The organism is Algibacter marinivivus (genome assembly GCF_003143755.1).
Classification (GTDB): domain Bacteria; phylum Bacteroidota; class Bacteroidia; order Flavobacteriales; family Flavobacteriaceae; genus Algibacter_B; species Algibacter_B marinivivus.
Genome location: NZ_QFRI01000004.1, coordinates 1 through 14,669, shown reverse-complemented (window position 1 = coordinate 14,669; position 14,669 = coordinate 1). Strand labels below are relative to the sequence as shown.

The following is a 14,669-nucleotide window of genomic DNA, read 5'->3' as shown; positions in this document are numbered from 1 at the left end:
TATTTGAAATTGAAAAAGCCTTACATTAAAAATGTAAGGCTTTAATTATTTTTATTCTAATTAATTATCTGCTAATTCGAATCCTTCGGCTTCTTCATTTTTTAATACCCTTTCACTTTCCTCTGCACCATGTGTCAAACGTTTTAAAGGCTTCAAAATGGCAATAAATAATATTCCTATAATAACAGTGAATATTACAATACCAGAAAATATGGTAAGTTCTCCAAATTCTGAAGCGGATTCACCAACAATACCAGCTACTTTATTTCCTAAGCCTGTAGCTGCAAAATAAACTCCCATCATTAGAGATGCATATTTAACTGGAGCCAATTTAGTTATGAAAGATAAGGCTACAGGAGAAATACAAAGCTCACCTATAGTATGAAATAAATATGCTAGTACTAACCAATACATTGCAGAACCTGAACCTGAAATACCTTCAATTACAGGACCACTTGATTCAAAATCTTTTACGGCAAATACCATAAACAGAAAACCAAACCCCATTATAATTATTCCTATTGCCATTTTAAAAAGAGAAGACGCTTCTTTTCCTTTAAGTTTTCGTTTAGCCCAAATTCCAGCAATAATAGTTGCAAAAATAATTATAAAACCTGCATTTAAACTTTGAAACATTACCGTTGGAACCTCCCAACCAAATAGCATTCTATTTGTATTGGTTTCTGTGTATAAATTCATTAAACCTCCAGCTTGTTCAAAAGCACCCCAAAAGATGATAACCATAATAAATGATAATAACAGAACTAAAAAACGGTCTTTGTAAACCTGAGTATCTAGCTCTTTATAAATCATCATTAACAATGCTGCGATTGCAGTTAAAAAAACAAACAATAATCCATAACTCCAATCCATATAATACCAACCGATAAATGAAGCTACTAGCAAAATTCCTGCAAATATCAATTGCTTAGGAGAACTAAATAATTTTGAATATAATTTTCCATATGACACTTCGTTTTCATCATTCTTACTCGGGATAAAATCACCAACTCCTTTTAAGTATTTTTGACCAGCTAAATAATTTATTAGTCCTAAAACCATTACTACTCCAGCTAAACCAAATCCAGCGTGCCATCCCCATTCTGCAACAACTAAACCTACTGTTAAGGTTGCTAATAATGACCCTAAATTTATCCCTATGTAAAAGATACTAAACCCTTTATCTCTTCTAATATCGCCTTGTTTATACAAACCTCCAACCATAGTTGAAATATTAGGTTTTAATAATCCTACACCTAAAATCACTAATCCAAGACCAGTGTAAAAAGCCCAAATATCTGTAAGCACTAAAACACCATGACCTAAACAAAGCACTATAGCTCCTATAAGTACTGCTTTCTTTTGTCCAATCAATTTATCAGCAATCATACCTCCAGGAATTGACATGACATAAACCAACATAGTATACCAACCATAAAGTGCTAATGCTTCTTGGTTTGTCCAACCTAAACCAGCTCCTCGGTCGTCGCCAATTGTTTGAGTAGTCATATATAACACTAATAACGCACGCATACCATAGTATGAAAAACGTTCCCACATTTCTGTAAGGAATAATATATACAATCCTATTGGTTGCCCGAAAAGTTCTTTTTGATGTGGTTTTAATGCCGAAGTAGCCATATATTTAGTTTTGGTTAGTATTCTTATCCTTTAATTTTAACTTGATTCACTTTAGTTTCTTCTTCTTTTAGAATTTTATCCCCAAGTGTTTCATGAATAAAATTGGTCATTTTTTTATATAAATGAAGTCTTGTATTACCTCCATAAATACCATGGTTTTTATCTGGATAAACCGCCCAATCAAATTGTTTATCCGCTTGAATTAAAGCTTCTGCTAAACGCATCGTATTCTGTAAATGTACGTTATCGTCTCCTGAACCATGTACTAAAAGGAAATCGCCTTTTAATTTATCTACATGGTTTATCGGAGAATTTTCATCATATCCGCTTGCATTCTCTTGTGGTGTTGTCATGTATCGCTCAGTATAAATGGTATCATAAAAACGCCAGCTACTCACAGGTGCAACGGCTATTGCCATTTTAAACACATCATTTCCTTTAAATAAGCAATTACTACTCATAAAGCCTCCGTAACTCCATCCCCAAATACCAATTCTGCTGGCATCAATATACGGTAATTCACCTAATTGTTCAGCAGCGGCAATTTGATCTTCAACCTCGTATTTTCCTAATTCATTTTGAGTTACTTTTTTAAAATCAGCACCTTTTAAACCTGTTCCTCTACCATCAATACAGGCAACAATATAACCCTCTTGAGCTAAATGCTGATACCAATAATCGTTTGCGCCATTCCATCTGTTAGCAACTTGCTGAGATCCTGGTCCAGAATATTGATACATTAATAGAGGGTATACTTTAGATTCATCAAAATTAGCCGGTTTTATCATCCACATGTTTAAATCATTCCCATTTATAGTAATGGTACTGAATTCTTTTTTTGATGTTTTATATTCAGATAATTTTTGAGCTAGTTTATCATTATCTTTTATACTCTTTATTAAATTTCCAGAAGTAGAGCTATTTAAAGTGTATTCTGGCGGTGTTGTAGCGCTAGAAAATGTGTTTATAAAAAATGAGAAGTCTGCACTAAAGGAAGCATTATTAGTACCTTCACTTTTAGTAAGACGACTTTTATTTCTTCCGTTTAATTTAACAGAATAAACATCTCTATTTATAGAACCATTTTCAACTGACTGATAAAAAATGGTATTACTTTTATCATCATAACCATAATAATTAGTTACTTCCCAGTTACCTTTAGTTATTTGATTTATCAAATTTCCATTTTTATCATAATGATAGATGTGATTATAACCGTCTTTCTCACTAGTCCAAATAAAGCTATTGTCATCTAAAAAAGTCAGATTATCAGTTACATCAACATATGCTTTATCTTTTTCTTCTAACACTAAATTTGAAGTATTAGCTTTAGCATTTATCATCCATAAATCTAATTCATTTTGATGTCTGTTCATATATTGCGCGCTCAAAATATCTGGATTATTAGTCCATTTAATTCTAGGTATATAAAAGTCTTCATAAGCTTTATCTACTTTAACCGTTTTGGTTTTATCTGAACTTAAATCATAAAGATGTAAAGACACTAAAGAATTTGCTTCACCAGCTTTAGGATATTTAAAAACTTGTTGCGTTTGATAAAGCTCAGAGCCATAAACATCCATAGAGAACTCAGGCACATTAGTTTCATCAAAACGAATGAATGCAATTTTATTACTATCAGCATTCCAATCAAATGCACGAACAAAACCAAACTCTTCTTCGTAAACCCAATCTGTAATACCATTAATTACCTTATTCTTTTCCCCATCAGAAGTGATTTGAGTAATTTTACCTGAACTTAAATCTTTTACATAAAGATTGTTTTCTTTTGCAAAAGCAACTTTCTTACCATCAGGCGAAAATGTAGGTTCTTGAATTTTATCTTCAGAAATTAAATCCAAAGATCCTTCTTTTACATTGTAAACATAATAATTCCCTAAAGCAGAACGTCTATATATAGCTTTTTCATTTGTTGCCAATATTACTAGTTGTTCATCTTTACTAAAGGTATAATCCGTAAAATAAGGGATTTCCTCAAGATTAGCAGAATTAACTATAGTCGCTTCCTTTTTTAAAGTTTTATAATCGTAAATATCTATAGAAGTACTCCTTGATTCTCTATCAAAGTTTAAAACGGAGTATTGCTGTCCGTTGGCCATGGAATGTAACGCATCCATCCTTTCAGTTCTAAACGAACCATCTTTCCAAATATCTTCAAGTGTTATGTCTTTAGTTTGAGCTGATAAAATTGTTGTTATAAAAAGACAAATGCAAAAGGGTAAAATAATGTGTTTCATAGATTTATTTAATCTGTTTTAGAAGTAAAATATTAGTCAATTATGAGAATTTAGCTTAAAAGGCTATTTATTTCATAAAATGATGTCAAGTTTACTAAAAATTATGCAAAAAACCGTATTTATTAACACTTAAATAACCCAGGTTTTCAAGTAGTTATTCAATATTCATACCAAGAGTCTTATCTTTGCAATGCAAATTTGTAAAGTATGAGTAAATCTATTACTGGTTTTTCTAAACTATCTAAATCAAAAAAAATTGATTGGATTGTTGATACGTATTTTTCTGAAGCTGAAACTGCAAAACGCATTTTAAAGCAATATTGGAATACGGATGATAAACTTCAACAACTTCATGACGAGTTTATCGAAAATACTATAACCAATTATTATTTACCGCTTGGTGTAGCTCCAAACTTTTTGATAAACGATAGATTATATACCATTCCTATGGCTATTGAGGAAAGTTCAGTGGTTGCTGCAGCTAGTAAAGCTGCTAAATTTTGGCTAGAAAGAGGAGGGTTTAAAACAAAGGTAATCTCTACTATAAAAATTGGACAAGTACATTTTATTTACAAAGGTGATTTTGAAAAATTAAACTCTTTTTTCAAAAAGGTAAAATTCAAACTTATTGAAGATACCGAAGCTATCACAAAAAATATGAAAAAACGTGGTGGTGGAATTCTTGATATTGAATTAAGAGATAAAACTTCAGACATAAATAATTATTATCAACTACATGCATCTTTTGAGACATTAGATGCTATGGGTGCTAACTTTATAAATTCTTGTCTAGAACAATTTGCTAATACGTTTAAAAATGAAGCGTTATCTTTTGAATTATTTTCTGAAAGTGAAAAGCAGATTGATATTATAATGAGTATTCTTTCTAATTATGTACCAGAATGTTTAGTTCGTGCTGAAGTAAGCTGTCCTGTTGAAGATTTAAGTGAAAACAATACTATTTCAGGTAAAGCTTTTGCTAACAAATTTATACAAGCTGTTAATATTGCTGAAGTAGAACCATACAGAGCAGTAACGCATAATAAAGGTATTATGAATGGTATAGACGCTGTTGTTTTAGCAACTGGAAACGATTTTAGGGCTATTGAAGCTGGTGTACATGCTTATGCCTCAAGACACGGTAAATACAGCAGTTTATCTCATGCTAAAGTTGAAAATGAAATATTTACTTTCTGGATGGAAATTCCTTTAGCGTTAGGTACGGTTGGTGGACTTACTGGCTTACATCCTTTAGTAAAATTATCGTTGGAGCTACTACATAAACCTTCAGCCAATGAGCTAATGCAAATAGTAGCAGTGGCTGGTTTAGCTCAAAATTTTGCTGCTTTACGTTCACTAACAACAACAGGAATTCAGCAAGGACATATGAAAATGCACTTAATGAATATTCTAAATCAGTTTGAAGCCAATGATTCTGAAAAGGATATTTTAACCAACCACTTTAAAAATAACACGGTTACACATGGTGCCGTAATAGAAGCATTAAACAAACTCAGAGTCTAAAGTGAAAAGTAAAACCTTTTACAGCCACGGAAAACTGCTACTCTCTGGAGAATATGTTGTGCTTGATGGCGCGTTATCATTGACTATTCCAACAAAATTCGGACAATCTTTAATTATTGAACCTATTGAGGAACATGTATTATATTGGAAAAGTTTTGATGAAACTAAAAATGTCTGGTTTGAAAAACAGTTTGAATTAAATCACGGTGAATTAATTGAAACCATCCAGCAAGATGATATTTCAAAACGATTAATCCAGATTATTAATGCTGTAAAAACATTGAATCCTAAATTTTTAAATGATGCTTCTGGTTTTAGAATTGAAACTCATTTAGAATTTCCAAAAAATTGGGGATTAGGTACATCATCAACACTTATCAATAATATAGCACAATGGGCAAACATTAATGCTTTTAAACTGTTAGATAAAACTTTTGGAGGAAGTGGTTATGATATTGCCTGTGCACAAAACAACACTCCCATCACATATCAAATTGACAATAAAAAACCTATAGTTAAAACAGCAGAATTTAATCCCTCATTCAAAGAACATCTATATTTTGTTCATTTAAATAAAAAGCAAAATAGTCGTGAAGGCATAAAACACTACAGAGAAAATAAAGAGAATGTGCAATTGACTATAGCAAAAATTAACACTATTACCTTGGAAATGGTTGGTTCAAAAAATCTAGATCATTTTCAAAATTTAATGACTCAACATGAAACCATTATTTCTAAGGTAACAAAACAACCACCAGTTAAGAACATCTTATTTAAAGATTTTGATGGTGCTATTAAAAGTCTAGGTGCTTGGGGAGGAGATTTTGTTATGGTTGCTTCAAAAAATAACCCAAGCGAATATTTTAAAGGTAAAGGTTATGAAACCGTAATACCATATTCAAAGATGCTTCTTTAAACGCCATAAAAAAGCCTCGAATATTTCGAGGCTTTTTTATGTACTTTTTATATTAATTTACTGCACTTGAGAAGAAGCTCTATTATCTTCAATTTCTGCAGCTTCTTTTAAAGCATTGTATAATTTAGACTCTACATTAACAGTTTTTTGTTGTCCCACTCTATTAGCAGCTCCTTGATAATTATCAAGCTCTACTGCAGGTGTTAACTTAGTAAGTTCAACCATATAAACGCCTTTGTTGCCTTCTATCAAACCTGAAGTTTCTCCTTCATTAAGTCCAAATGCAGCTCCAACAACCATAGGTTCTCTTCCAGCACCAGAAATGGTTGGGTTTTTCATATTAATTCCAGATGTTGCTCTTACATTAGTATTTTCAGCAGCCGCTAAATCTTTTAAAGTAGTAGCAGTAACTCTATCTTTAATAAGTGCTGCTTTCTTTTCTTTTCTAATAATTGGTAACACTTTAGCAGTAGCATCATCAACAGACATTAAACCTTCCTCGTGTTTAGCAACTAATTGTGCAATAACATAACCGTTAGGTATATTAAAACGTTTAATATCTCCAACTTCAGCATCTTCTTCAAAAGCCCAACGTACAATTTGTCTTTGATTTCCAACACCTGGTATGTTTTCATCTAAAGCCTTAATACCATTAACTGGTCTTAAAGCATATTTATTTTCAGTTGCAAGTGTCGCAAAATCTCCTTTTCCTGCATTAATTTCAAAGTTTGAAGCATCTCTAAAAACTTTATCAGTAGTTTTTTCAGATGGCTCAATTTTTCTTGAAATAGTTCCTACTTGAACAGCTTTAGTTTTATTTTTTTGCCCTTCAACTTCTATAATATGAAACCCAAAAACTGTTTTAACAACACCTAAATCTCCCGTTTTACCTTCAAATTCAAAATCGTTAAATTCAGGTACCATCGTATTATATGGGTGCCAATCATAACGTCCTTCTTTAGCTATACTACCTTGATCTGAAGAAAACTCCTTAACAAAATCAGGAAATTTTGAACGATTTCTTTTAAGTATACTTAATAAACTATCAGCTGTTTGTTTAGCTTCAGTTTCGGTTTGCGCTACATCAGGACCAGCACTTTGAGCACCTTTAAAAGGAATTAAAATGTGTCTTACTTTAGCAGAATCTGGTATTTGCTTCACTGCTACTACTTTAGTTACTTTAAATGCCCCATCATGTTTGTATGGTCCATAAACTTCACCTTCATTTAAATTATAAATAGCGTCAGCAAACTCTGTTGGTAAGCTTGACTTAAACACAAAACGTTCATCAAATTTTATATCTGAAGCAGCAATTGAATTTATGTACTCTTCATTGTTTTTTACTTTAGAAAAAGCAACAATAGTATCTTTTCTTCCTCTTTCATCAACTAATCTTCCGTTAATGTAAGTTTGAAGATCAGCTTTAATAGCATTTTCGTCTTCAACTGATGCTAATTCTTTAAACTCCACAAAACGAATATCTCTGGATGCATCAACTTTATATTGATTCTCGTTTTCTTTAATATAACTAGATATATCTGATTTTGAAACTTCAACAATACTATCAGGGATTGAAGAAAAAGGTATTTGAACATACCTAATATCTACTTTATTCCCTTCTAACTCATGGTCTAATTTCCCTTCAGCAAGCGTTCCTGTTAAACCAGCTTTAACCATATTAAAATAGTTTTGGTTTAAAGCCGTTGAAGCTACTTGTTTTTCATAATTAACCCAACTCTCATAACCAGCAGGTGATGTTTCTTTTAAGTTAGCTATATATTCGTTCATTTTATTTTCATCAAACAATCCAGCTTCATTCAAGAAATTTGGATTAGTAGCCAAAGAGGTTTTAAGCAAATCCCTCATTTGATCTTTCTCAACAGAAATTTCTAACTCATCAAATTGAGTTTGCATAACAGCTTGTCTTACCTCTTGTTCCCATACTCTATTCATTACCTGAGTATTAGTAGCATTAGGACCCATTTGTCTTTGTAGTTGTTCTACTTTTTGTAAAAAATCTTCTCTAGTAATATCTTTTCCATTTATTGTAGCAACAATATTTTGTGACTTAGATGTTAATGCATCACTATTTTTGAATAAATCTGCTAATACAAAAGAAAATAACGCCAATGCTATAATTAATATTAAGAATAGTGAACGTTGTCTTATCTTATTTAAAACTGCCATTTGTAAATTAAATTTTTATTTCCCGATGTTGGGATTTACTTATTAAGTTGGTGTCAATTATACTAGAACTGACAAAAATATCGTGCGCGAAAATACCATTTTCTATTCAATAATAAAAGTAGAAGTCTGTATTTTAATCTTCTTCTAACACTTTAAGTTCAACCATATCAATTTTAGTATTAGAAACTTCTAATATGGTAAATTGAAAGGTTTCAATTTGTACTATATCATTTTGAGCAGGAATCTCTTCTGTATGATTTACAATAAGTCCTCCAAGGGTTTCATAGTTTTCACTCTTAGGAAGATTAATTTTATATGTTTCGTTAATATAATCAACCTCTAAACGCGCTGAAAATTTATAAATATCATTTTGTAAAGTCTCTTCTACCAAATCAACTGAATCGTGTTCATCCTCAATTTCTCCAAAAAGCTCCTCTACAATATCCTCAACAGTCATCATACCCGAAGTTCCACCATATTCATCTAAAACCACAGCAATACTTCTTCGTTTTTTAGTAAGTACACTTAGCACATCTTTAATAAGTACAGTTTCTGGAACAAATTCAACTGGCACCATCATAGCTTTTATGCTTTTTGTTTTTTTAAATAATTGAAAAGAATGAACGTAACCTAAAATATCATCAATAGTATCTTTATAAACCAATATTTTAGTCCTACCAGTTTCAGTAAATAATGCATTTAATGATTTTATTGAATCATTTATATCAACAGCAATAATTTCAGTACGTGGAATCATAACTTCCCTTGCCTTTACTTCTGAAAACTCTAAAGCATTTTGAAAAATTTGTATTTCGCTATCAACTTCATCTTGTTCTTCAACAGATTCCATTTGTTCGCTAATATAATTACCTAATTCTACTTTAGTAAATGCCAATTGAATTTGATCGCCTTCAGTTTTAAAAAACACCTTCAACACAAAATCTGATATCCAGATTACAAAATCTGAAACAAAAGTAAATAGCATGTAAAACACATATGCTGGAATAGCTAATCCTTTGATTAAGGTGTTTGCATATATTTGAAAAAATACTTTTGGCAAAAACTCAGCAGTAATTAAAATAACGAACGTTGAAACTACAGTTTGAGATAGCAAACTTAAATCAGTAAACAAATAATCTAAAAAAGGGGAAGATGTAGGTAATAAAGATTGAAACCATTTAACTAATAAATCGCCCATAAAAAACCCATAAATAACCAATGCTATGTTATTACCAATAAGCATTGTGGTTATAAACTTAGAAGGTTTAGCAGTTAATTTAGTTAAAGCTTTTGCAAGAATGCCATCTTGTTTTTTTTCAATTTCAATATGAATTTTATTTGAAGACACATAGGCAATCTCCATTCCAGAAAAGAAGGCTGATAGAATTAATGATACAATTATTATGATAACATAAATGCTCATTTATTTAGAATTATCTCTGTTTTCAAACTTTTTACTAAACTTCCTTCTAAAAAAATACATGAAAATTGCTAAAGCAGCTAGCCCCAATGAAATGTAGGCACCATTTGTACCATTACCCCATTTAGCTATACCATCATATATAAATAATACTGCAAAAACTATGTATGCGTATTGAAAAATCTTAGAATATTTCATTATTAAATGTTTAAAGGATAAAGATACTAAAATTGGGAAAGGTGATTTTATTTTATAGAAGATTAATCCTCTAGGGTAATAATACCTGTTACTTCAAGCACTTCAGCATTTGTAAATTTAGAATTTGAATCAAAACCATTACCATTTATAATATCTTGGTCAGTTTTAAAACTTACAGCTTTATTTGTAGAAAACCATTCTTTTCTTTGGTCATAAAACAACTGATCTGTTTTTAAAACTCTATTATCATGCGTAGTAATAACAACATTATCTTGCATGTCAATCAAGTCTGTATTGTTATAAACAAATGCGTTATCTGCTACTACTGTACTTTTCTTATTTTCTTTATCATACACGTATAGTGTAACACCATCTATAAATTGATAAAAAGGAAAATCTCGGTTAGAATAATCTAACATTTTAGCACTAATTAGGTTTGCACTAACGCGACCTGAATCAGTATACTTAATATTACTATTAAATTCAACTCCGATAGGTTCGTTTTCAGAAATGCCAATTTTTTGTACTTGTTTAAAACTATCGTTACATGAAAAAAACATAGTCACAATAAATATTGTGACTATGTTTAACATGTTATATGTAACTTTTTTACTCATTAAATACTTGGCACTGTTACTGATGCTCCAATCCAACAACCAATTTTAATAGTCTGTCCTGCTCTACCTGAACTAAAAATTTCAGATTTTTGAGGAGCTTTTGCATTATAATTTGCAACTGATTGCGCAGCAGCCTTTTTTAATGTTGGATCAACTCTAGCAGCTTTTCTTGCTTCAGATGCTGCTAACCAATATACAGCTCTCTTATCAAAGTTAGATTGACCACATCTATTTGCACTTTTAGCATACATTGATGCAATAGCTATATAAGGACGTCCATTAGAAGGATTAAGCTTTAAAGCTTGCCTGTAATAGTTTCTTGCTTTGCCGTAGCTTCCTCTAGCTTTTAACTTAGATGCTATTTTATAATATAACTTTGACTTTTTAAAGTTATCAGTCTCTAATCCAATTGCTTGTTCAAAAAATGCAATAGCTCCGTTAGTATCTCCATCTTTATCTTTAAGAAGACCTAAATAATATGCTGAATTTGCTGATGGACTTATGTTATGATAAGCATTTACTAATTTAAAGAATAATGGATCATCAGTACATTCTTTCTGAGACATTTTTCCAGCAGCCCTTTGTAACCAAACAGCATTACTTTTATTCTCTTCAAAATCTTTTTGATATAAAGGAATTAAGTTTTCACAATTTGCTCTATCACCTAATTTACCATCTATACTTCCAGAAATTTGGTCGTAAGCTTTTAAGTAACTCTCGTAATATGTTTTATACTTTCCTTCCTTCTTAGTTAAAGCAGTTCCAGCATCTTCCTTCTCAATAAGTTTATTCAATTTCTCAGAAAAACTTTTAACTTCATCTTCTACTTTCTCAACAACATCATCATACTTGTTAAACAAGTCTGCTGCTGGTTTTTTTCCTGCATCATACAAATCTACCATTAAAGAAAAATATGTATATAAACTTTTAGGATTTGTAAAGGTATCTTTATCTAATTTATAAGCAGCATCAAAACAATCATATAATTCTTGATCTGTTTTACCTAACTCTTTTCTATTATCATACATTAATTGGCATGCTTTGGCAGCATATTCCCCTTTCTTAGTTTTGCTTGCAAAATGCTCTCCTCTTTGATCCCATAATAAAATCAAATCATTAATAAAAGCAACCTTATCTGCTCCTGCTGAGTTTTTAATTTTATGATTTAAAATTTTCTCTCCATCAACATATATAGCATTGTTAAACTTTGGGCATTTGTTTCTTACTGCCATCCATGGCTCATAAGCTGCATCGTAGTTTTTTGCCTTAGTATATTCGTGGAATATAGAAAGCTTAGTCATGCACTCTTCATCTTGTTGAGAAAAACCTAAGTTTAACCCAATAAATAAAATAGCTAGTAATAATGTAATTTTTGTTTTCATGATATTAATTTTGTTCTGTTAGTCATACTTCCTTTTCTGAAACCATCTATCGTTCAAAGATAAACTTAATTGGAAATTAATAAAATTCTCCTGTATTAAATTGCTATTTGTAGTTCCTCTTTGTCCTATTTCAAAACCTAAATTAGCATTCGAAAGTAATCTTGCATCTCCAACTGGTATACCTACTCCAAAAGATATGCCAAACTCTTTAATAGACTCGTTATTTATATTTAAACCTGTTTGTTCAGTTCTAAAACCTGCACGATAAACAACTCGTTTCCAGTAACTTGAAAATGAATTATATTGAGGGATATAGAAACCTCCCATCGAAAAAGAATAAGCATCTTCATAAACTGTATCGGCATTATTAAACAAATCGTTAGAAAACTTACTTGTCTTTAAAAAAGTAGTCTCTGCCCCAACAAACCATTTCCTTGGTTCTCCAATACCAGCTCCAAATGATAATCTTGAGGGTAGCACTAAATCCGTTTCTTTTAAACCTAAAAGCTCTAAATCTGTTGCAATAGTATTCCTTTCAAACTCTTGACCAGCAGAATTAATGGTTATCGTAGAAACAGATCGTTCATTTTTTGATGTCAAATTACTTTCAGGGCTATAAGCGAAACTAGAAGTTAGTTCTAGTTTTTCACTTATCATAGATTTATAAGACAGCCCAAAATTTAAATTCAAACCACTTAAATCAGATCTGTTATTTTCACGAGATTGATATTGAGTTGGTATTCCATCAGAATATTGAAAATCAACAATACTATTTTGAACATTTCCAAAATTATATTGAAAATCAACTCCAGCGGTTAACCCTTTAGCCAGTTTATAACCAAAACCAAAAAAAGCTTTATTAAGACCTCCTTCTCCTTGAAATCGATTATCAATATTACCTTCATTATTTATAGATTCAAGCTTATAGCCAACCGATGTGTAGGGTAATAAACCAAAGCCAAAACCAAATCTTCCCATAGGGATATTTACAGCTAAATAATCAAATGTAGATGATGAAGCTTTTTCCCCACTACTATTGCTACTTTTTAAATTGGTACTAGAATAACTACCACCAACAGCAAACTTTACAGGTCTACTTTCATTACCCCAAATAGCTAAGTTATCTCCAGCATACGAAGCAGGGTTTCGCAAATTAACATGAATACTGTCATTATAAATACTCAAACCACCCATACTTCTATTCTCTACAGTACCTTTAAATTTAAGACTTCCAATACCATAAAAAGAATAAGGAGATGTGGTTCCTTGCTGTCCGTAACCGTGAATCGCAATCGTTGCAATAAAAACTAATACAAGTTTTTTTATCATTCGCTTGAGTTAAATTGTAAAATAAAGTTTAATCCTTCTAATAGAAAATTAGGATTGGCAAATATGCTACTTTTTAATTGTTTTGACAAGAATTTAGCATCACCTCCTGTTAAAATTACTGTTAAATCTGAATATTTCTGTTTATACAATTCTATTACACCATCAATTTCATTCAAAATACCATACATAACGCCAGAATGAATAGATTCATCAGTAGATCTCCCAATAATTCCATTTGGCATTTCAGACTCTAATAACGGTAAATTAGCAGTTAAATTATTTAACGCTTTGTACCGTATTCTAATACCTGGAGAAATAGCACCACCTAAATACTCATTATCCGAGTTTATAAAATCATAAGTCACACAAGTTCCAGCATCAATAATAAGTACATTTTTATCAGAAAATTGTCTAATAGAACCACAAACCAAAGCAATTCTATCAACCCCTAAAGTCTTGGGAGTTTTATAAAGATTTTTGAAAGGCAAATTCGTTTCAGAATTTAATATAGTTAAATCTATACATTTCGAAATAGCCTCAACATCCTTCTCTGCAAGCCTTCCAACTGATGAAATAATTGCTCTATTTACCCCTTTATATTTCTTTGTTAAAGTTCTTACCACTCCCACAACATCAGCAAGTAAAACAATAACCTTATCTATAAGCTCAGTTTTTTTATAAACAGCAAGCTTTACATAAGAATTTCCAACATCTATAATTAAATTCATAACGTTTCCAAAGAATGTAAATTTATAAAACCATATAGAATATATATTCCAATTTAACATTATTTGTTAATAAACCACTGCTATAAAGATTGTTAAAATAAAAGTCTTTTTTTTGATGATTTTTTATGATTTAATTTTGGCGAATAACAAAAATGAATCTATATTTGCAACCGCTAAGGAGGTGCCTTAGCTCAGTTGGTAGAGCAAAGGACTGAAAATCCTTGTGTCCCTGGTTCGATTCCTGGAGGCACCACAAAAAAATCCCGGAACTTATGTTTACGGGATTTTTTGTTTCTAATGAATAATTAATTGTTCGAGTTTTTAAGAAAAATAAAACCGCGCTATCTGCTACTAGTTTAGGTTCGATGCTCGCCTCTCCAAAAGCTATAAATTTATCCTGAGTGCAGTCGAACGACTGCTATTGCTCCCGCAAGTATCCCCAAGAGTCATTTTCTAATGTAAGTGTTGT

Annotated in this window: 11 protein-coding genes and 1 tRNA gene; 3 read left to right on the top strand and 9 right to left on the bottom strand. The window is 31.1% G+C overall.

Annotated elements, in window-relative coordinates; all coding sequences use genetic code 11:
• Positions 1-60 precede the first annotated feature (60 nt).
• Both DIS18_RS13085 and DIS18_RS13080 read right to left on the bottom strand, forming a co-directional pair.
• Positions 61-1,641, bottom strand: coding sequence for a peptide MFS transporter (locus DIS18_RS13085; RefSeq protein ID WP_109353536.1), 1,581 nt, complete (start codon positions 1,639-1,641; stop codon positions 61-63).
• Between the two features lie 23 nt (positions 1,642-1,664).
• Entirely contained in the window at positions 1,665-3,899 is a 2,235-nt protein-coding gene (locus DIS18_RS13080; protein ID WP_109353535.1) for a S9 family peptidase, read from the bottom strand.
• Positions 3,900-4,106: 207 nt separating this feature from the next.
• On the opposite strand from DIS18_RS13080, the gene DIS18_RS13075 reads away from it, so the two are divergent.
• Positions 4,107-5,423: a hydroxymethylglutaryl-CoA reductase, degradative gene (locus tag DIS18_RS13075; RefSeq protein ID WP_109353534.1), complete on the top strand. Its 1,317-nt coding sequence runs from the start codon at positions 4,107-4,109 to the stop codon at positions 5,421-5,423.
• 1 nt (position 5,424) lies between these two features.
• On the top strand, positions 5,425-6,339 hold the full coding sequence (locus DIS18_RS13070) for a GYDIA family GHMP kinase (RefSeq protein ID WP_109353533.1): 915 nt from the start codon (positions 5,425-5,427) through the stop codon (positions 6,337-6,339).
• 57 nt (positions 6,340-6,396) lie between these two features.
• Here the strand turns inward: DIS18_RS13070 and DIS18_RS13065 are convergent, their stop codons facing one another.
• The 7 genes from DIS18_RS13065 to DIS18_RS13035 all read right to left on the bottom strand — a co-directional run bounded on the left by DIS18_RS13065 (position 6,397) and on the right by DIS18_RS13035 (position 14,200).
• Positions 6,397-8,526, bottom strand: a complete 2,130-nt coding sequence (locus DIS18_RS13065; RefSeq protein WP_109353532.1) for a peptidylprolyl isomerase — start codon at positions 8,524-8,526, stop codon at positions 6,397-6,399.
• A 133-nt stretch (positions 8,527-8,659) separates the two neighbouring features.
• Positions 8,660-9,949, bottom strand: a complete 1,290-nt coding sequence (locus DIS18_RS13060) for a hemolysin family protein (protein ID WP_109353531.1) — start codon at positions 9,947-9,949, stop codon at positions 8,660-8,662.
• Entirely contained in the window at positions 9,950-10,144 is a 195-nt protein-coding gene (locus DIS18_RS13055) for a hypothetical protein (protein WP_109353530.1), read from the bottom strand.
• 62 nt (positions 10,145-10,206) lie between these two features.
• Positions 10,207-10,737 (bottom strand): LPS export ABC transporter periplasmic protein LptC, encoded by a 531-nt coding sequence (gene lptC / locus DIS18_RS13050; protein ID WP_245925704.1) that lies wholly within the window; start codon positions 10,735-10,737, stop codon positions 10,207-10,209.
• Positions 10,738-10,760: 23 nt separating this feature from the next.
• Positions 10,761-12,143: a tetratricopeptide repeat protein gene (locus DIS18_RS13045; protein WP_109353529.1), complete on the bottom strand. Its 1,383-nt coding sequence runs from the start codon at positions 12,141-12,143 to the stop codon at positions 10,761-10,763.
• 18 nt (positions 12,144-12,161) lie between these two features.
• Complete coding sequence (gene bamG / locus DIS18_RS13040; protein ID WP_109353528.1) at positions 12,162-13,472, bottom strand: BamG family beta-barrel-assembly machinery protein; 1,311 nt, start codon at positions 13,470-13,472, stop codon at positions 12,162-12,164.
• Positions 13,469-14,200: a type III pantothenate kinase gene (locus DIS18_RS13035; protein WP_109353764.1), complete on the bottom strand. Its 732-nt coding sequence runs from the start codon at positions 14,198-14,200 to the stop codon at positions 13,469-13,471. The genes bamG and DIS18_RS13035 overlap by 4 nt, the downstream gene beginning before the upstream one ends.
• 180 nt (positions 14,201-14,380) lie before the next feature.
• Here DIS18_RS13035 and DIS18_RS13030 point away from each other — a divergent pair.
• Positions 14,381-14,453: transfer RNA gene (locus DIS18_RS13030), tRNA-Phe, on the top strand.
• Positions 14,454-14,669: the final 216 nt, after the last annotated feature.

What these genes read in the sequence shown, in the direction of transcription:
- DIS18_RS13080 (WP_109353535.1), bottom strand. Translation starts at nt 3,899, where the DNA reads ATGAAACACATTATTTTACCCTTTTGCATTTGTCTTTTTATAACAACA.
- bamG (WP_109353528.1), bottom strand. Translation starts at nt 13,472, where the DNA reads ATGATAAAAAAACTTGTATTAGTTTTTATTGCAACGATTGCGATTCAC.
- DIS18_RS13065 (WP_109353532.1), bottom strand. Translation starts at nt 8,526, where the DNA reads ATGGCAGTTTTAAATAAGATAAGACAACGTTCACTATTCTTAATATTA.
- DIS18_RS13045 (WP_109353529.1), bottom strand. Translation starts at nt 12,143, where the DNA reads ATGAAAACAAAAATTACATTATTACTAGCTATTTTATTTATTGGGTTA.
- DIS18_RS13055 (WP_109353530.1), bottom strand. Translation starts at nt 10,144, where the DNA reads ATGAAATATTCTAAGATTTTTCAATACGCATACATAGTTTTTGCAGTA.
- DIS18_RS13035 (WP_109353764.1), bottom strand. Translation starts at nt 14,200, where the DNA reads ATGAATTTAATTATAGATGTTGGAAATTCTTATGTAAAGCTTGCTGTT.
- DIS18_RS13085 (WP_109353536.1), bottom strand. Translation starts at nt 1,641, where the DNA reads ATGGCTACTTCGGCATTAAAACCACATCAAAAAGAACTTTTCGGGCAA.
- DIS18_RS13075 (WP_109353534.1), top strand. Translation starts at nt 4,107, where the DNA reads ATGAGTAAATCTATTACTGGTTTTTCTAAACTATCTAAATCAAAAAAA.
- DIS18_RS13060 (WP_109353531.1), bottom strand. Translation starts at nt 9,949, where the DNA reads ATGAGCATTTATGTTATCATAATAATTGTATCATTAATTCTATCAGCC.
- lptC (WP_245925704.1), bottom strand. Translation starts at nt 10,737, where the DNA reads ATGTTAAACATAGTCACAATATTTATTGTGACTATGTTTTTTTCATGT.